The organism is Salinimicrobium oceani, from assembly GCF_012037645.1.
In genome coordinates this window covers 449,458-467,834 of the sequence record NZ_JAAVJR010000001.1, presented here as the reverse complement: position 1 = coordinate 467,834, position 18,377 = coordinate 449,458, and the positions used below count along the sequence as shown (strand labels likewise).

The following is an 18,377-nucleotide window of genomic DNA, read 5'->3' as shown; positions in this document are numbered from 1 at the left end:
AAGGAAACCTTCCGAGAAACTAATTTTTTTAAATCTGCGTGGATTAAATCCACGCCAACTTCGCCTAACCTGCAAGGTCTTTTTTGACCTTGTAGGTTTATTACGATAGAAGGAGAGAGTTACCTGGTTGATTTTCTGGGTTAGAAGAAGGCTTCTTGCTGCTCCGTCAGCTATAAAAAACTGCTTCAGGCGTTGGCAAATTAAACTATTTCTTTCAGAAGAAATGAGCAACTTTATAAGGAGGTGTCAAAAGTGGCATTTTTAAAGGCTTGTTCCGCGGCAGGGCTTCCGAAGGAATTTCAGAAAAATATTTTCTTTGGGTATTGGCTATTAGGTAAAAAAATCGTTAATTTGCAGCCTGTTTTGAAATAACGAGTTAAAGTATAGAGCAATGTCAAGAGTTTGTGAACTTACAGGTAAGAAAGCAATGGTAGGAAACAATGTTTCCCACGCGATGAATAAAACAAAACGTAAATTTGACGCCAATTTGGTTAAAAAACGTTTTTATATCCCTGAAGAAGATAAATGGATCACTTTAAAAGTATCTACTTCTGCAATTAAGAATATTAATAAGAAGGGAATCTCAGCTGTAATCAAAGAAGCAAGGGAAAAAGGATTTTTAAACAAGTAATCCTAACATTTAAGACGCAGTAAAATGGCAAAGAAAGGTAACAGAGTTCAGGTTATATTAGAGTGTACAGAGCACAAAGCATCGGGACAGCCCGGTACTTCAAGATATATTACAACAAAAAATAAGAAGAACACGCCAGATAGAATGGAGTTGAAGAAATTCAACCCTATCCTAAAAAAGATGACGGTTCATAAAGAAATTAAATAAGTAAGTCATGGCAAAGAAATCAGTAGCAACATTACAGACAGGATCAAAGAGATTAACTAAAGCCATTAAAATGGTGAAATCTCCAAAGACCGGTGCCTATACTTTTGTTGAAGGAATTATGGCTCCCGAATTGGTAAATGACTTCCTGAACAAGAAATAAGTTATTTTCAAAATACACTAAAGCCGTCCCGGTAGCTATCGGGACGGCTTTTTGTTTTTGTGTATATTTACCTCCGGCTATGCCAATAGCAGGCACTGCCAATTGTTTAAGTAAAGACCATACCAAATAATGAGTTTATTTAAGAAGATGTTCTCCCGGGAGAAGAAAGAGACCCTCGATAAAGGCCTTGAAAAGTCCAAAAATGATTTCTTTTCCAAATTGGGAAAAGCTGTTGCGGGAAAATCTAAAGTTGATGATGAAGTTCTTGATGACCTGGAAGATGTATTGGTGAGCAGTGACGTGGGCGTAGGTACTACGGTCAAGATCATTAACAGGATCGAAGCCCGGGTTGCGAAAGATAAATTTCTTGGCACCGAAGAGCTGAACAAGATCCTGCGGGAGGAAATCGCAGCTCTTTTATCTGAAACCAATTCTGGTAATGCTACAGATTTTTACGTGCCTACTGACAAAAAACCTTATGTGATCATGGTGGTTGGCGTAAACGGAGTGGGTAAGACCACTACCATTGGAAAGCTTGCCTACCAATTTAAAAAAGAAGGTAAAAAAGTAGTTCTGGGCGCAGCCGATACTTTTCGGGCTGCTGCAATTGACCAGTTACAAGTTTGGGCAGACAGGGTAGGGGTGCCAATTGTAAAACAGCAAATGGGTAGTGATCCTGCTTCGGTGGCTTTTGATTCTGTTCAAAGTGCAGTAAAGCAGGATGCAGATGTTGTGATCATTGACACTGCCGGCCGACTTCACAATAAAGTGAACTTAATGAACGAGCTCACCAAGGTGAAGCGGGTAATGCAGAAGGTAGTAGATCATGCGCCTCATGAAGTGCTGCTGGTGCTTGATGGTTCTACGGGCCAAAATGCCTTTGAACAGGCAAAACAATTTACTGCAGCAACCGAAGTGACTTCCCTTGCCGTTACTAAACTGGATGGTACAGCAAAAGGTGGAGTTGTGATTGGAATAAGTGACCAGTTCCAGATCCCCGTAAAATATATAGGAGTTGGCGAAGGCATTGAAGACCTGCAGGTTTTCAATAAATATGAATTTGTAGATTCTTTCTTTAAATAAAATCCACGTTTCCTTATGAAAAAAATTTACCTACTCTCTTTTTTAAGTCTGTTGTTATTTTCATGTAAAATCGATCCCAAACAAGGAGAGACTGCGGCTGGCCCCCAGGTGCGCTGGGAAGCTGTAGACGAAACTGAAGAACTCGAAGCCCAGGCAGCTCATGAAAATGAGAGAATGCGCTTTAAATTGATCAATTCAAAATATCTTGATAAGAACAATATTTGGGCTCCCTTTGAAAAGGATCTGGCAGAATTCTCTTCTGAAAAATATGAGCGGCTAAAGCCAATTATTCTCGAAAGAAGTATTCCTGAATTACAGCGATCTATTAAAGCCGGCGAACTTAGCTATGAAGATCTTACACTTTTTTATATCTACAGGATACGTCAAATTGAAAGTGACAACAATAAATCCCTGAATGCCGTTATTGCCCTTAATCCTGAAGTGGTGGAGCAGGCAAGGCAGCTCGATGCCCGTGGTGCCCCGGCAGTTAATGAGCAGTCAGTTTACGGTATGCCTATCCTCTTAAAGGACAACATAAACACTGCAGGCATGAAGACTACGGCTGGAGCACTTGCACTTGCAGAGAACAAACCTTCCAAAAATGCCTTTATTGTTGATCGTTTAGAGCGGCACAAAGCGCTTATTCTTGGGAAAGTAAATCTAAGTGAATGGGCGTATTATTTCTGCGATGGCTGCCCATTAGGATATAGTGCAGTTGGTGGTCAAACACTGAATCCCTACGGAAGAAAAGAATTTGAAACCGGAGGTTCCAGTTCTGGAAGTGGCGTGGCGGTAGCAGCAAATTACGCGGTGGCCGCGATAGGAACAGAGACTGCAGGTTCAATTTTATCACCTGCTTCCAAGAATTCTGTAGTGGGTTTAAAGCCGACAATTGGCCTGTTGAGCCGCAGCGGAATTGTTCCAATTTCCAGCACTTTAGACACCCCTGGACCCATGACCAAGTTTGTGATAGATAATGCGATCCTGCTGAACGCCCTTACCGGAAAAGACGTAGAAGATGCGGTTTCTGTAGAAGGCGGAAAGAATTACCTGAGAGGACTTTCTTCTGAAGGCCTTCATGGAAAGAGGATTGGCGTCATGAGATCATTGTTGTCAGATTCCTTATATAAGTCAGCTGTAGAACAAATGAGGAATGAAGGAGCAATTGTGGTCGAATTTGATGCGCCCGAAGTGCAGCTGGATAACTTTCTAACCCTGCTCAACGCCGATATGAAGAAGGACCTGCCACAATATTTATCTAAATATGCCGGTAGCGAAGTTACCTTTAAAAATGTGGAGGCCATTACCAAATATAACTTGAAAGACAGCCTGCTAAGAGCACCATATGGGCAACAGCTTTTTGATGCAATTGTAGCCGATACTACCAGTGCAGCAGAGCTTGAAAGGATATCTGCCGAGCTGGAACGTAACGGCCGAAAGTTTTTCGACGTGCCAATGCAGCAACACAACCTGGATGCTGTGGCTTCGATAAATAATTACCATGCAGCTTATGCAGCCGTGGCCAAATATCCCGCGCTTGCAGTTCCTGCCGGACTAGAAAAGACGGGAGAACCAAAGAGCATTACCTTTATAGCTAAACCCTTTGAGGAGGATAAGTTGCTGGAAATAGGATATGGTTTTGAACAGCAGACCAATCTCAGAAAAGCACCCGGGAATTACCGATAATTGATGTCACAGAGAAACCTGGTGATCCTTACGAAGATCATCCTTTTTTACAGTATCTTTTATATCCTTATGAAGGCTATTGCCCTTTTTGGAGGAGCCTGGCTCGTACCCAACCTGCTGTTAATGCTACCTTATCTTCTACTGGGCAGTATAGCCTGGATTTTAGTAAGACGGGAGCAATATTCCTGGTGGTTTGTAGGAATAGGAGCAGCGGTGATCATTCTCACCAGGATCTATGAAGCGCAGTTCAGTCTTTGGGTACAGCAGCAGCTAGTGCTTTGAAAAAAATGGCAAAAATATAAAGCGGCTGAATTTAATTCCAGCCGCTTTTTTTTTCGACTCTCCTCCCGAAAATGACATTTTTGAGACCTCTTAAGATCAGCTCTTGCTGAGCGAAACTGATTGTGAAGATAGGAAGTACATTTCTCTAACAGATTTTTAATAGCTTTAGAGGCAGCAGGAAGAATTAGCATAGCTTCTTCTGAAGGTATTGAGCTCAACTAAAGACCTCTCAAAAAGGGCTTTTTTGACGCCTATTAATTACCACAAGCTTACATTTTTGAACAGAATTATATGAGCAGACTTAAGATACTTTCAATAATAGCAGGCATTTATGTTTCAGCTTACCTTCTTTTTAGAATTCTTCAGATCGATTACAGGTTACTTGTTTCTGATGACTTTTCCAGGATCGCTGCCCTGGATATGGGTTTGATCTTAGGTTCCAGTTTACTCTTTTTGTATTATGCGGTACTGCAAATAATTAGGCATTTGGGCATTTATCCCATATCCCGATTGTTCAGTTATATCTTTAGTCTGGTAGTAAGTGTTATTTTAATGCTTGTGGCGCTATACACCTTAATTAGTGGTTTTGCAGCTCACACCACCTTGAACAAGATCAATTCGTTCATGATCATAATCTGCATAGCAATAATTGAGATCTACTGGACCCTACATCGTAAGAGAGAAAAGGTTCCGCAGAAGCTTTGATGAGCAGGGCATTAATGCTGAGGTAAAAATGTATATTAGGATTTGAAGATCAGACAATAATGCGCACGAAATTAGAAATAAAAGAGCCTTGTAACCAGGATTGGAACAGGATGACAGGGCTTAAAAATGGTAGGTTCTGTGAGCAGTGTCAAAAAGGTGTTATGGACTTTAGCGGGTACAGGAGAAATGAGATCCTGAGTATCCTTGTGCAGGAGAAGAAAATCTGTGGGCGGTTTGACAAAACCCAACTTCAGGATGCTTGTTTTGATCCCTCAAAACAAAACCTTCACCTTTCAAAGCTCGTATTTATGCTTGGCCTGGGTACGATTCTTGGATTTTCGGCACCTGCAAGCGCGGGCAATAATTCTGCTCCAATTGAACATTCAGGAGTAAGCAAATGGAGGAGCGTTTTTCAGAAGCAACCTGTAACAGATTCCATTAAAATAGAAGGAACCGTTTTTGATACCGATGAGCTTGTCTTACCTGGAGTGAATATACATTTGAAGAATACTCAAATAGCCACTCAAACCGATTTTCACGGTAATTTCTCTATAATTATTCCTGTTGCTGAATTGGCTGAAGAAAATTTTTTGGTTTTCTCTTACATAGGTTTTGAAACCCAGGAATACAGATTTTACAGGAAAAGCCGGCATCTAAAAATACAAATGAAGCTCGATACGTATATCATGGGTGAGGTGGTAATTATCCGCAGGCAAAACCTCTTTTCCAGAATTGGCAACTTCTTCAGTAAATTGTTTACAGGGAAGAAGGACAGCACCACCTGTCAGTAAATTCATTGCATAACCTCGCCTGTGTTGCCACCGTACTACAATAGGTAAAGACGATATCCAAATGCTTGACAATTAACGCAAAAAACACAGTTTTAAGAAAAAATTGTATTTTTAAAAACAGAAGGAATCAGTCGGTTAAATCTTTAATGCATATTGCTCCTTCCTCGTGCAGCTTTATTAATTCAATTCCAGTACGGCCATGAAATACGTTTATCTTTTAGCTTGCCTCTTTTTATTTGCTTCCGGAAAGGCTCAGGAAAAACTTCTTCTAAGACAACATTTAATCTCCGACCTTTCGGAAACGCCCATTTATCCACGACTAACCACTGAAGTCAATGGAGAAAAAGTCTGGAAGGAGAACTTCCAATATATGGATAGCATCGACATTTACAGTATCACCTACCTTAGTGATGGTCTTAAAGTGAATGGTCTTCTTGTAAAACCAAAGAAAAAAGGAGATTATCCTTGTATCATTTATAACCGCGGTGGAAATCGGAATTTTGGATCCTTGGTTATCGCCCATGGTGCCATTACTCTTGGCCAGATTGCAAAAGAGGGTTATGTGGTTATTGCAAGCCAGTACAGGGGGAATGCCGGGGGCGAAGGCCAGGAAGAATTTGGAGGTAAAGATGTCAACGATATCACCATTCTACCAGAAGTGTTAAAGGAAATACCATCTGCCAACACCAGTAAAATTGGAATGTATGGATGGAGTCGTGGCGGTATGATGACCTATATCGCTCTTACCCAGACTGAAAAAATTAAGGCAGCTGTGGTAGGTGGTGCAGTTTCAGATAACTTCCAGACCATTGCCGACCGACCCGAAATGGAAAAGGGCGTCCTGGCAGAATTGATTCCGGAATATGACAAAAATAAGCAGGCAGAACTTGAGAAAAGATCTGCCGTAAAATGGGTAGATCGCTTTCCTAAAGATGTTCCCATTCTCATGTTACATGGAAATGCCGACTGGCGGGTTAAACCAGAGCAGAGTTTAAATATGGCTCTCCAATTTGAGAAATATCGAATTCCATACAGGCTGGTGATGTTTGAGGGTGGCGACCATGGAATTTCTGAATTTAAAAATGAAGTAAATGATCTGGTTCTCCACTGGTTTGACAGGTATTTAAAGAATGATGAAGCCTTGCCAAACATGAAATATCACGGAAAGTAACCCCCTGTATTGCATTTGCTGAAACCAGTTTAAATGCAAAGGAGACGATTTCTATACGCTCACATCGACCACTCCAACACCATGAAAATATTTAAAAAGCTTCTGAAAATCGTGCTTTCCCTCTTTGGAATTCTCCTCTTAACAGCGCTTATCCTCATTTGGATAGATAGTCGGGGCACAGGCTATTTAAAAGTGGAAAAAGAAGGAGCCTTTGCTAACAATTCATACCTGGTGCAGAATGTGAATGTAATTCCCATGAATGCAGATACTGTTTTGACTGGAAAAACGGTTTATATTAAGGAAGGCGTCATCGAGAACATCAGTGATAAATTCACGGTTGAAGGTGTAGAAATTATCAAGGGAGACGGGAAATTTCTAACTCCGGGTTTAATCGATATGCATGTGCACGTTTGGGATGAATATGAGCTGGGATTATATCTTTCCAATGGCGTCACGGCGGTAAGGAATCTTTGGGGATTACCCATGCATTTAAGAATGAAGGAGGCAGTCAATAATGCTGAGATCATAGCTCCACTTTTCTTTACAACGGGGCCAAAACTTACCGGACCTGAATATATTGGCGATGACAACTTACAGCTGAGAAGTGCCGAAGAGGCGAAGGCCAGGGTGATTTTCTATAAGAAAAGAGGTTACGATTTCATCAAGACCTATTACGGCTTAACTCCCGAAATATTTGATGCTGTTGTTGAACAGGCTGCAGCCTCGCAAATGGACATTATAGCACATCCCTCACAAAAAGTATCCTATAATTACCATTTTAAACCGCAGATACGCTCTGTAGAACATGCCGAGGATATCATTCAGCAACCTCTGAATTATGTTCTGGATACTATTAAATTAAAGGAAGTAGTTTCAGATTTCTCGGCCTCCGGAACCACGAAATTTTGTCCAACTTTAACCGTTTACAACAACATTTATCAGATCCTCACAAATGATAAGATCCTGGATTCCGAAAATCTGCAATACATGAATCCTCTTATCAGAAAGGTGGACAGCCAGGCGCAATTTGACAGGTGGCAGGATTCTAAAAGGACAGATCGGGCAATAGTCGGTTCCATAAAGGCGCAACATGAGTTTCATCTAAAGATCATAAGGGAAATGCATGAAGCGGGAGTTCCTATTATTTGCGGAACAGATGCCGGTATTGGAGTCACCGTTCCGGGTTTTTCTATTCACAGGGAACTCGGCTTTTATAAAGAAGCTGGGCTAACCAATTATGAGGTCCTTAAAACAGCTACTTACAATGCTTCAGGAACTCATGCCGTCATGGAAAATATGGGCAGCATTGAAAAAGGAAAAATCGCAAATCTGCTGTTGCTGAATAATAATCCTCTCGAGGATCTATCGGCCCTGAAGAGACCTGAGCTGGTTTTTGTAAACGGCCGAAAGATCAACAGAAAACAGCTCAATTCCTTTGAGGAAAAGGCTAAAAACAGGAAGAACCTTGTGGTCTCTGGATTTCGATATGCAGAAAATCTTATCCGTGAGAAATAAAATCAGCACACCCTGTACTTTTGGGAAAGGTTCGGAATTGCCTCATCAAAATCGCAAAGCAGGGCCCCCTGGACCTGAGAAAAGCAAGGCCATTGTCTCATAAGTGAAGCCTATAGGAATATAAGAACAAAACTCCTCAATATGTTTTTAAAACAGCGCTAAGAAATCTATATTCACACTCTTTGAAAAATTATAACATGAAAGAGAATAAAGTGCTGAATTACATAAAAGATGTTCTGGAAAATATGCCAGATGACTGGCTGAAGTTAACCACACATCGATTGGATATTTACAATGAAGAACTGGCCAAAACTGAATTTTTAGAACAGTTCGAGCTATTATTTGATGAAAATCAATCGAATCCCTCGGCCCTGGCGGGTCTTCCTACTGCCTATGATTATATCAGGCTGGGTCATCCTTTGTCCACAGTATTGGAATGGACCATTGCCAGCTTAAATACTTTAAGTCCTGAAAGTGTTATCAGTTTTTCTTCACGCACGGTTCCCGTACTTGCAGTGCTGCGAAAGAACTTATTTGACAATAAAAAAACCCGGATACTTTGCAAGGGAGAACTACCCGCTGCCTTTGATGCTGAAGCAGTAAGAAGCGTTTATAATTATGACTTTGAATTAAATCAGATTCAGGGAATTGAGGAGATTTCAGAGTTTGATGGTAGTACTGTTTTTATATCAGAGGAGCAGGATTTTGGAAAAATTAATTTGAATTCGGGTATCGACTTTTTGATTAGTACGCATCCTCAACTGGGCAGCCTGTTGCTGGTCAATGGAGAAGCGAATAAGAACTACATCAAGGAAATTCAGCATGTGCGCAGGAGGGAGACCATAGCGATGACTCCGGCGAATTGTTTTTCAGCTTTAAAGTTGCTTACTGGTCAAATTTCCACAATAGAGCCTAAGGCCGATACAAGTGCAAATAAGGCCAGTGTTCTCGATTCGATAAGGGAGATCACCGCTGCCGAAAGTCCGGCGCTGCTTGCCTCTTCAGGTCTTTCCATGCAATATGCGATCATGATGGGACTTGTTGACGACGCTCTCCACAAGCACAGGGGAAAGAAGATCAAGATCATTGTACCTCCAAACTGCTACGGAGGTACAAATGACCAGGCCAGGAGAGTGGCTGCCTGCGTGGATCATGTAGAGATCATGGACCTGTTGGTGGACAGGGATAATGATATGGTGCAGAGCATCGATCAGGTCCTGAACCAGGTGGCAAAGGAAGATGCCGTGCCTTATATCATTGCTGAAATCCCGACCAATCCAAGAGTTGAAGTTCCCGATCTTGATAAGTTGAGAACTGTGCTGAGTACAAAACGTAAGACTGAAGCGGGAAAAGATGCTATTGATCCTGTTTTTATTTTGGATCAGACTTTTTGTCCCAATGTTCAGTTTTTGGGAGAGAACGGCATTCTCTCCTCCGTAAGGACAATTTCTTATGTTAGCGGATCAAAGTTTCCAAGTGGCGGAAGGTGTACGGCTGGATATTGTGTTGCCAATAAAAAAGCAGCTGACCTGATGCCGAAAATTGAAAAGCATCTGCAGCTCTGCGATAATGAGGCTACAGCTCTTCAGGTGGAGATTTTGGCAGAACAATTGCCATCCATGAATCAACGGATTGCAGAAGCATATAAAAACACGCGGGCATTCGTGAATTTCATTAGGAAAACTTTACCCGAAGCAAAGATCAATTTTGTTTCTGAAGAACTGGCTCAGCAGGGTTTCACACCTTCAGTATTTTCTTTAGATCTGCCTACCAAAGGCAACACCCCTGAAGAAAAGGAGACTTACAAAAGAAAGCTAAATCAAAAATTGATCGACATGATGATCACCAAGATCCCAAATGAGAGTAAGTACTGCGTAAGTTACGGGCAGTTGAAAGGCTGTTACTGGACCATACCTGCAACCTCTACCCAGGGGACGACCAAAGAAAGCGATAAGGATTATATCGCGCGGGTATCTGTCTCTCCAGACCTCGATCTTGAACATCATAAAAAGGTGTTTGCAGAGTTCGTTGAACAGATTTAATTCTGTTAGAACAAGATATCTTTAAAGATCCTTCCGTAAATTCGGGAGGATTTTTTCTTTAAGGGAACTTGTAAGTGTGTGACTGAGAACATTTTCTATTTCCAAGGTTGGATTTTTATAGGAGGGTATTAGTCTGGTGCGACCCCTGCGGGGTCGGAAACTTTATACGGGCGATTTTGCTATATGGATGAAATCCCTTCGGGATTTAAGCGGCAGAGAGCTAAATTTACATAGTAAACGAAATGGACCCTGAAAGGATCTAAATTTTTAAGGGTCGAATAGTTCTATTTCTAAAAAGTATTTCTGAATCCTATTTGTGAATTTTTCAATAAAGATGAAATTCCATTGGAATTTAAGAATATGACTTGGAAAAAAAGCAGATCCGAAACTTAATTCAGTACACTAACCGGAACCTGAAGGGGTCTTATTTTTATAGAATACAATTAATAAATTATGTGACGATCCCAAAAGGGACGAATTCTCTTTCTAAAAGGTATCTTTAATGGCTTTTTGTGAAAAAAGAAATTGTCGCCAATTTTTTAATAAAGAAGGAATTCCATTGGAATTTAAGAATATAACGAAAAACAGAGAAGACTCCGAGACTTAATTCAATACGCTACCTGGACCCTGAAAGGGTCATATTTTTGTAGAATACATTTCATAAATTAAGTAACGACCCCGAAAGGGTCGAATTAATCTCTTTCTAAAAGGTATTTCTGAATCCTATTTGTGCAGTAAGAAAGTGTCGCCATTTTTTCAAAAAAGATGAAATTCCATTGGAATTCAAGAATATGACTTGGAGAAAAAAGCAGACCCGAAACTTAATTCAGTACGCTAACCGGACCCTGAAAGGTCATATTTATAGAATACATTTCATAAATTAAGTAACGACCCCGAAAGGGTCGCATTCTCTTTCTAAAAGGTATTTCTGAATCCTATTTGTGCAGAAAGAAAGTGTCGCCATTTTTTCAATAAAAATGAAATTCCATTGGAATTTAAGAATATGACTTGGAAAAAAAGCAGACCCGAAACTTAATTCAATACGCTACCTGGACCCTGAAAGGGTCATATTTTTATAGAAAATATTTCATAAATTATGTGACGACCCCGAAAGGGTCGAATACCTACTTTTTCTAAAACAGTATTTATTTTTATTAAATTGATTTCATTAACTGAATTTCGATGCCGGGAACCTTCTCACAACTGTATGTTCAAATTGTTTTTGCTGTTAAAGGCCGAAACAGCTTAATCGCTGAGCAGTGGGAACAAGAGTTGTATAAATATATTACAGGAATAATCACAAATAAAAATCAAAAGTTACTTGCCATTAATGGAATGCCAGACCACATTCACATCCTTATTGGGATGAAACCTTCTTGTTGTTTATCAGATCTTGTCAGAGAAATTAAGAAAGCTTCCAATGAATTTATTAATCAGAGGAATTTTTTAAAATCAAGATTTGAGTGGCAGGAAGGTTACGGTGCATTTTCCTATTCTCATTCTGCATTGGATAATGTGATTACATATATTAAGAATCAAAAGGAACATCATAAGAGACGTTCTTTTAAAGAGGAATACAAAGAGTTTCTGAACAAGTACAGGATTGAGCACAAAGACGAATATTTATTCCAATGGATAGAATAATTACAGGTTCTATAAGGTTGTTCCGAAGATAATTAGCGAGCTGAAAGATGATAGGTTCGGGTTCTGTACGACCCCTTTTGGGGTCGGGTGTGCTTGTCCATCATTCGATCCTATAATTATTTCATCCCTTCGGGATTCAGATGTCAAGGCATATTATTTTACTATCTATGAAAAATTCCTATCCTTCCGAAGTTTACATGAACGGAAAATGGCTTCCTGCAGCCGAAGCTACAGTTTCTGTGTTCGATCGCGGCTTCATGTTTGGTGACGGGATTTATGAAGTGACGCCATTTTACGGCGGAAAACCTTTTTTGCTTCAGGAACATTTGGATAGAATGAGTTACTGCCTGAAGGAAATTGACCTTGAATTCGAAAAAAAGGATCTCAAAAAGCTCATTTTTGAGGCGGTAGATCGGGCGGGTTTGGCACAAAATGATTGTGCTGTGTACCTGCAGGTGACACGGGGTAAAGCTCCTCGTACGCATCATTTTCCGCAGCAGGTAGAACCAACTTTTCTAATGTATGCCTTTGCCGTTCAGCTTGAGGGATTTGAAGACAGGAAATTAACTATCAAGCTTTCTCCGGATATCAGGTGGCAGCGCTGTGACATCAAATCCATTTCCTTGATGGCCAATACCATGCTGAATTCCGAAGCTATTCAAAAAGGGCATTTTGAGAATGTCTTGTTCAGGAATAATAGAATTACCGAGGGCTCTCACAGCAGTATCTTCTTTATTAAAGACCAAAAGGTCTATACTCATCCCGAAGGCCCCGAGATTCTCTCCGGAATTACCCGGCGATTTGTGATTGAGCTTTGTACCGAACTGGAAATTGAAGTGATTGAAGAAGCCGTTAGCCTTGAAGAGCTTTCAGCAATGGAAGGGATCTTCCTCACGGGTACTACAACCCAGATCCTTCACGTGACTTCGGTATTTCAGAATGACCGGGAGTTATATAATTCTTCCGAAGCCGGAGCCATTACTAAGAAGCTGCAGGAAGCTTTCAGAAAAAAGACACGGGGGCTCTAAAATGTTATTTTTCAAACTCTTTTCCCAAAAGTTTAATTCTGAAGATAAGATCGTATCTTTGCAGCCCTTTTTGAGGAAATTTATTATTTCCCCGAGTAAGTGAAGAAAGATTATAATTGTATGAGAACAAAGTCGTTAAAGAAGAACAGGATCAATGTAGTCACCCTTGGCTGTAGCAAGAATGTCTATGACAGTGAAGTTTTGATGGGGCAGTTGAAGGCCAATAACAAGGATGTGGTGCATGAGCAGGAAGGAAATATTGTGGTGATCAATACCTGTGGCTTTATAGATAACGCAAAAGAACAGTCGGTAAATACCATTTTAGAGTACGTAGAGCTGAAGGAGCAGGGTGAGGTGGACAAGGTGTTCGTGACCGGATGTCTCAGTGAGCGCTACAAGCCAGATCTTGTAAAGGAAATTCCCAATGTTGATCAGTATTTCGGAACCACCGAGCTGCCGGAACTTCTGGCCGCCCTTGAAGCCGATTATAAGCATGAATTGGTAGGAGAGCGATTAACAACAACTCCGAAGAATTACGCGTACCTGAAAATTGCCGAAGGTTGTGACAGGCCGTGTTCCTTTTGTGCTATTCCGCTAATGCGTGGAAAACACAAATCCACACCTATTGAAAATCTGGTGGAGGAAGCCCGAAAACTTGCCGCACAGGGCGTGAAGGAACTTATTCTTATTGCGCAGGATCTTACCTACTACGGACTTGACCTCTATAAAAAGCGAAATTTAGCCGAACTTCTTGAGAACCTGGTGAAGGTTGAAGGAATTGAATGGATCAGGCTGCATTATGCATTTCCAACCGGATTTCCAATGGATGTGCTGGACCTGATGAAACGGGAACCTAAGATCTGTAACTATCTCGATATTCCGTTGCAGCATATTTCAGATGATCTGCTGAAGTCCATGCGCCGCGGAACCACACATGAAAAAACTACGAATTTGCTGAAGGAGTTCCGCAGCAGGGTGCCAGAAATGGCAATTCGAACCACTCTTATTGTTGGGTATCCGGGTGAAACTGAAGCTCATTTTCAGGAGCTGAAACAATGGGTAAAAGACATGCGTTTTGAGCGCCTTGGCTGTTTTACTTATTCTCATGAGGAGAACACCCACGCTTACAATCTTGAAGATGATGTGCCGCAGGAAGTGAAGCAGGAAAGGGCTAATGAAATAATGGAAATTCAGTCGCAGATCTCCTGGGAACTGAATCAGCAAAAAATAGGAAAGACCTTTCGGGTTGTCATAGACAGAAAGGAAGGGGAGAATTATGTGGGTAGAACAGAACACGATTCCCCCGATGTTGATAACGAGGTACACATAGATGCGACTAAGATCTACCTGAAAACCGGAGATTTTTACGATGTTAAGATTACAGATGCCGCCGATTTTGACCTTTTTGGAGAGCCTGTGAATGCTAACGTAGAAAAACCCAAGCGGAAGGAGCTGTTTAAAGTGAGTGGTCAGTAATCGGTGATCAGGGATTAGATAAAATTTCTAAACCTCATTTTCAAAACCTGTGAGTTTTTTATAAGATGCTGAAACAAGTTCAGCATGACGTACTGATATTCGCGTCACCCTGAATTTATTTCAGGGTCTCAACCTGGACCAGTATTACTCCTATTAACAGACCTACAAGGTTTTGAAAACCTTGCAGGTCCACTCAATACTTCCTAAGCCAGATCAATCTCTTTCGTTAAATAAACTTCCTGAACGCTTCGAAGGATCTCAATACCATCTTTTAGTGGCCGTTGAAAGGCCTTACGCCCCATGATGAGTCCGCAGCCGCCGGCACGTTTGTTGATCACGGCTGTTTTTACAGCCGCCTTAAAATCTGAATCTCCTTCGGAACCTCCGCCGGAGTTGATGAGCCCAATCTTCCCCATGTAACAATTCGCTACCTGCAGGCGACAGAGATCTATAGGATGATCTGTGGTAAGACTCTCGTACATTTCTTTTGAGTGTTTAGCAAAATTGATGTCCTGGAACCCGAAGTTGGTTTCCGGAAGCTTTTGTTTGATCACGTCGGCTTTGATCGTGACACCAATATGATTCGCCTGACCTGTAAGATCGGCGGCGGTGTGGTAATCCTTTCCGTCTTTTTTAAATGCTGAATTTCGGGTATAGCACCATAGAATGGTGGCCATTCCCAGCTGATGTGCCTCTTCAAAGGCTGCAGCTACTTCCTGAATTTGTCTGGTACTTTCTTCACTTCCGAAGTAAATAGTAGCACCAATAGCTGTTGCACCCATATCCCAGGCTTCACGAACACTTCCGAAGGGAATCTGGTCATATTTGTTGGGATAGGTCATTAGCTCATTGTGATTTATCTTTACAACAAAAGGAATTTTGTGAGCGTATTTCCGGGCGTGTAATGCGAGTCCTCCAAAAGTAGATGCAACTCCGTTACAGCCGGCTTCAATAGCTAATTTGATGATATTTTCGGGATCAAAATAATCCTTGTTCTTATAAAAAGAAGCGGCAGCACTGTGTTCAATTCCCTGGTCTACCGGTAAAATGTTGAGGTAGCCGGTTCCACCAAGGGCGCCATTGTTGTATAGCTGTGCCAGGCTTTTTAGAACCTGAGGATTCCGGTCACTTTCAGAAAAATTATCTACCGTTTCTGGTCCCGGAACATGCAATCTTTCCTTCGGAATTTTTTGGCTGCTATGTTTGAGCAAATAAGCAGCATCATCGCCTAAAACTTCTGTGATCTTATCAATGTAACTCATAACAGGTGTGGATTTGATTAGCTATGAGTCTGAAGTTAAGATTTTTAGCTAAAAAGTTGCGGGCGCAGCTTCTTAAATAATGTATAAAATCACTGGTATTGGTAGAAGATCCCTGTGTCAAACGGGGTCCAAAGGCAGGCTTTCATATCGGCATACTTTAATCCATTGTTGACCCAGGTGTTGCAGGTATAAAAAAGATTAAGAGCCCTATTGGCATGAAAAAAGGCATCATTCTTATTGTAATGCAGCGCTTTAACCGGCTTGATGTCACCCGCCGGATTCTTCTCAAAACTCTGGTACACATATTCACTCAGTTTGAGATACTGCTGCCGGGTGATGTTAATAGGAATAGTAGGCTGATGCATCCTTATTCCGCTTTCAAATTCCACGTGCATGGCCGAAGGGGTGGGTAAAAAAACAGCTTGCATTGCGGTGGGAAAAGCAACATCATCCCATTCGGGTGTCTTCTGATAAAATTCGAGATCACCCCAGCCAAAAGAAATATAGTTGAAATTTCCTCTTTTTGAGAGGATATGTTCTGCACTTATTAATTTATTCCAGTTCACCACTTCATTCTCTATCGGAAAAATAAAATCTGTGTGGGCGCCGTTGCTTCTGAGATAAATGCTAATTTCTCCATTTTCTGGCTGCGCAAGATTTACAGGGATCACAGAGCCTATTATCGCCCCAACAAAGTAGAGCAACATCAAAAGCAGAAATGCCAGTAAACCTTTGGCAAAAAACCTGATGATTCGAAAGATCATTCCCTGCTTTTCAAAATGAGCAACTCCTTCAGCGCTTTTTTGAAGATCTCGATTTCTTCTAAAGTGTTGTATGGTGCAAAACCTATGCGTATCCATCCGCCTGTTTCCATCACCGGAAAAACTTCGGCCATCGTAGCGGCATAAAAGTGACCATCGGCTATACAGAGGTTGAATTTTTCAGCAAAAAAGGCGGTGGCATCACGAGAGTGAATTCCGTCAATTCTGAAAGCAAAGGTGGGTGTTCTTGGTACTTCTTTAGAAGCGCGATAGAGTGTGACTTCAGGAGTGGCAAGTAAAAAAGATTCCAGGCTTTCCATAAGTTCCTGTTCATGCGTTTCGATTGCCAGCATTCCAGATCTCAATCGCTCTCTTCGATCTTTCCCAGAACCCAGGTTCTCAATAAAACTTATTGCGCCACAAAGTCCGGCGATGGCTTCGTGATTCTGGGTGCCGGTTTCGAGCCTGTAAGGGATCTCGTTTGGAGCCGGCTGTAACTTCGGAATTTCTAACCTCTCAAAAAGGCCTTTTTCAATAGCTGCTATTCCCAGGTGTGGACCAAAAAATTTATAGGCAGAACAGAACAAGATGTCGCTGCCCAGCTCTTGTTTATCAATAAGAAAATGAGGTACCGCATGAACTGCATCGGCAATGGTTATTGCATTTACCTTTTTTGCAGCTTTAAAGATCCTCTTTGCGTCACTCACAGTTCCTGTGAGATTGGAGGAAAGGCCTATCGCGACAACTTTTGTTTTATTGTTAATGATGTTATCGAGGTGGCTGAGATCCAAAACCAGTTTTTCCTTATCTACCGGAATGAATTTTACAATGGCCCCGGTTTCCTTTGCCAGGTGTATCCAGGGATCGACGTTTGCACGATGATCGAGCTGGGTAACCACCACCTCGTCTCCTTTTTGAAGCAGTGGGCGAAGGCTGTGAGACACCTGGAAGGCAAGGCTGGTCATATTCTGCCCAAAGGCGACTTCATTGGCAGCACAGTTAAGAAGATCTCCAACGGCTTCCCTGGCCTCTGCTAAAAGTGCATCGGTCTTTACGCTGGTTGAGAAACTTCCGTGGAGATTAGCTATGCCGGTTTCTATATATTCCAGCATTCGGTCAATACATGCCTGTACCATTTGGGTGCCCCCGGGTCCATCAAAATAGACTGGAAATACCTGATCCTGATCCTGAAAATTCAGTGCAGGAAATTTAGCTCTCACCTCGTCAATGGGAAACAGATCTTTTTTCATTTTTCTTTTTTCTGTAATTAAGATAGACATAAAAACCGTAGAGAATTGCCCCAACACCGCCAATCCAGTATAAACCATTTTCAAGCCTGTCCAGGTCACTGGAAAAATAGGCAACCGCAAAAGATAGGGGCACCATCCCGGCATAGGTTGCGAACATAAATTTTTTATACGACATCCTGAAGATCCCAGCTATAAAAGCTATGGCATCATTTGAAAAGAAGGGAGAGATGCGAAAGAGGACAACGGTGCCAAAACTGTAATGTTCAATCCAGTACTTCCACTTTTCATATCTCTCTTCCCTTAGGATATTCTTAAAACGTTTTCCTATGAAATATCCAATTGTAGAGGCTATTCCCACCCCTATAAGATTGATGAGTATTCCCCACCAGAAGCCATAAGCGAGCACACCCACAATAATGGGCAGCCAGGATGGAAAGATGATAAGGAACATTTGAAGAATTATGAATACAATGATCGCAACGGGTCCCCAAATGCCGTACTGTTTTACGTAGGTTTCTATCCTGTTGCTGTCTTCACTCAAGAGAATTTCCCAGGCAAGATCAATTTCAGTTTTAAAGGGAGGGTGAACGAAATAGAGTACTACCAGAATTAAGAGTATACTTCCACTAAGAAAAAAGGACAGGTACTCTTGTATAAAATTCTTACTCACAGCTCATATATAA

The 18,377-nt window shown here is 41.4% G+C and carries 18 protein-coding genes; 14 read left to right on the top strand and 4 right to left on the bottom strand.

Features of this window, described 5'->3' with window-relative positions; genetic code table 11:
* Nucleotides 1-391: 391 nt before the first annotated feature.
* The 14 genes from rpmB to rimO all read left to right on the top strand — a co-directional run bounded on the left by rpmB (nt 392) and on the right by rimO (nt 14,421).
* Nucleotides 392-631 carry a 50S ribosomal protein L28 gene (gene rpmB / locus HC175_RS02160; RefSeq protein ID WP_097056779.1) on the top strand — a complete coding sequence of 80 codons (240 nt, stop codon included), beginning with the start codon at nt 392-394 and terminating at the stop codon, nt 629-631.
* Between the two features lie 24 nt (nt 632-655).
* Nucleotides 656-838 (top strand): 50S ribosomal protein L33, encoded by a 183-nt coding sequence (gene rpmG, locus HC175_RS02155; RefSeq protein WP_013070733.1) that lies wholly within the window; start codon nt 656-658, stop codon nt 836-838.
* Nucleotides 839-845: 7 nt separating this feature from the next.
* Complete coding sequence (locus tag HC175_RS02150) at nt 846-998, top strand: DUF4295 domain-containing protein (RefSeq protein WP_168136865.1); 153 nt, start codon at nt 846-848, stop codon at nt 996-998.
* A gap of 129 nt (nt 999-1,127) precedes the next feature.
* Nucleotides 1,128-2,081 (top strand): signal recognition particle-docking protein FtsY, encoded by a 954-nt coding sequence (ftsY, locus tag HC175_RS02145; RefSeq protein ID WP_168136864.1) that lies wholly within the window; start codon nt 1,128-1,130, stop codon nt 2,079-2,081.
* Between the two features lie 15 nt (nt 2,082-2,096).
* The gene (locus HC175_RS02140; protein WP_168136863.1) at nt 2,097-3,767 is read left to right on the top strand and encodes an amidase family protein; all 1,671 of its coding nucleotides are present in this window, start codon (nt 2,097-2,099) and stop codon (nt 3,765-3,767) included.
* Between the two features lie 3 nt (nt 3,768-3,770).
* Entirely contained in the window at nt 3,771-4,049 is a 279-nt protein-coding gene (locus HC175_RS02135; protein WP_168136862.1) for a hypothetical protein, read from the top strand.
* Between the two features lie 291 nt (nt 4,050-4,340).
* Entirely contained in the window at nt 4,341-4,754 is a 414-nt protein-coding gene (locus HC175_RS02130) for a hypothetical protein (protein ID WP_168136861.1), read from the top strand.
* A gap of 59 nt (nt 4,755-4,813) precedes the next feature.
* On the top strand, nt 4,814-5,545 hold the full coding sequence (locus HC175_RS02125; protein ID WP_168136860.1) for a carboxypeptidase-like regulatory domain-containing protein: 732 nt from the start codon (nt 4,814-4,816) through the stop codon (nt 5,543-5,545).
* A 199-nt stretch (nt 5,546-5,744) separates the two neighbouring features.
* Entirely contained in the window at nt 5,745-6,716 is a 972-nt protein-coding gene (locus tag HC175_RS02120) for an alpha/beta hydrolase family protein (RefSeq protein WP_168136859.1), read from the top strand.
* Between the two features lie 33 nt (nt 6,717-6,749).
* Nucleotides 6,750-8,231 carry an amidohydrolase family protein gene (locus tag HC175_RS02115; RefSeq protein WP_235942497.1) on the top strand — a complete coding sequence of 494 codons (1,482 nt, stop codon included), beginning with the start codon at nt 6,750-6,752 and terminating at the stop codon, nt 8,229-8,231.
* 197 nt (nt 8,232-8,428) lie between these two features.
* A complete protein-coding gene (locus tag HC175_RS02110; protein ID WP_168136858.1) occupies nt 8,429-10,273 on the top strand; it encodes a PLP-dependent aminotransferase family protein in 1,845 nt (614 codons plus the stop codon).
* 1,182 nt (nt 10,274-11,455) lie between these two features.
* Nucleotides 11,456-11,917 (top strand): IS200/IS605 family transposase, encoded by a 462-nt coding sequence (tnpA, locus tag HC175_RS02105; RefSeq protein ID WP_168136857.1) that lies wholly within the window; start codon nt 11,456-11,458, stop codon nt 11,915-11,917.
* 167 nt (nt 11,918-12,084) lie between these two features.
* A complete protein-coding gene (locus tag HC175_RS02100) occupies nt 12,085-12,945 on the top strand; it encodes an aminotransferase class IV (RefSeq protein WP_235942496.1) in 861 nt (286 codons plus the stop codon).
* A gap of 120 nt (nt 12,946-13,065) precedes the next feature.
* Nucleotides 13,066-14,421: a 30S ribosomal protein S12 methylthiotransferase RimO gene (gene rimO / locus HC175_RS02095; protein WP_168136855.1), complete on the top strand. Its 1,356-nt coding sequence runs from the start codon at nt 13,066-13,068 to the stop codon at nt 14,419-14,421.
* Between the two features lie 203 nt (nt 14,422-14,624).
* Here rimO and HC175_RS02090 read toward each other — a convergent pair whose 3' ends face one another.
* From HC175_RS02090 to HC175_RS02075, 4 genes are all read right to left on the bottom strand, one after another.
* Complete coding sequence (locus HC175_RS02090) at nt 14,625-15,683, bottom strand: class I fructose-bisphosphate aldolase (protein ID WP_168136854.1); 1,059 nt, start codon at nt 15,681-15,683, stop codon at nt 14,625-14,627.
* Between the two features lie 89 nt (nt 15,684-15,772).
* Entirely contained in the window at nt 15,773-16,447 is a 675-nt protein-coding gene (locus HC175_RS02085; protein ID WP_168136853.1) for a TIGR02117 family protein, read from the bottom strand.
* Nucleotides 16,444-17,694, bottom strand: coding sequence for a cysteine desulfurase-like protein (locus HC175_RS02080; protein WP_168136852.1), 1,251 nt, complete (start codon nt 17,692-17,694; stop codon nt 16,444-16,446). Before HC175_RS02080 ends, HC175_RS02085 begins: the two co-directional genes overlap by 4 nt.
* Nucleotides 17,669-18,364, bottom strand: a complete 696-nt coding sequence (locus tag HC175_RS02075) for a TVP38/TMEM64 family protein (RefSeq protein WP_168136851.1) — start codon at nt 18,362-18,364, stop codon at nt 17,669-17,671. The genes HC175_RS02080 and HC175_RS02075 overlap by 26 nt, the downstream gene beginning before the upstream one ends.
* Between the last annotated feature and the right edge of the window lie 13 nt (nt 18,365-18,377).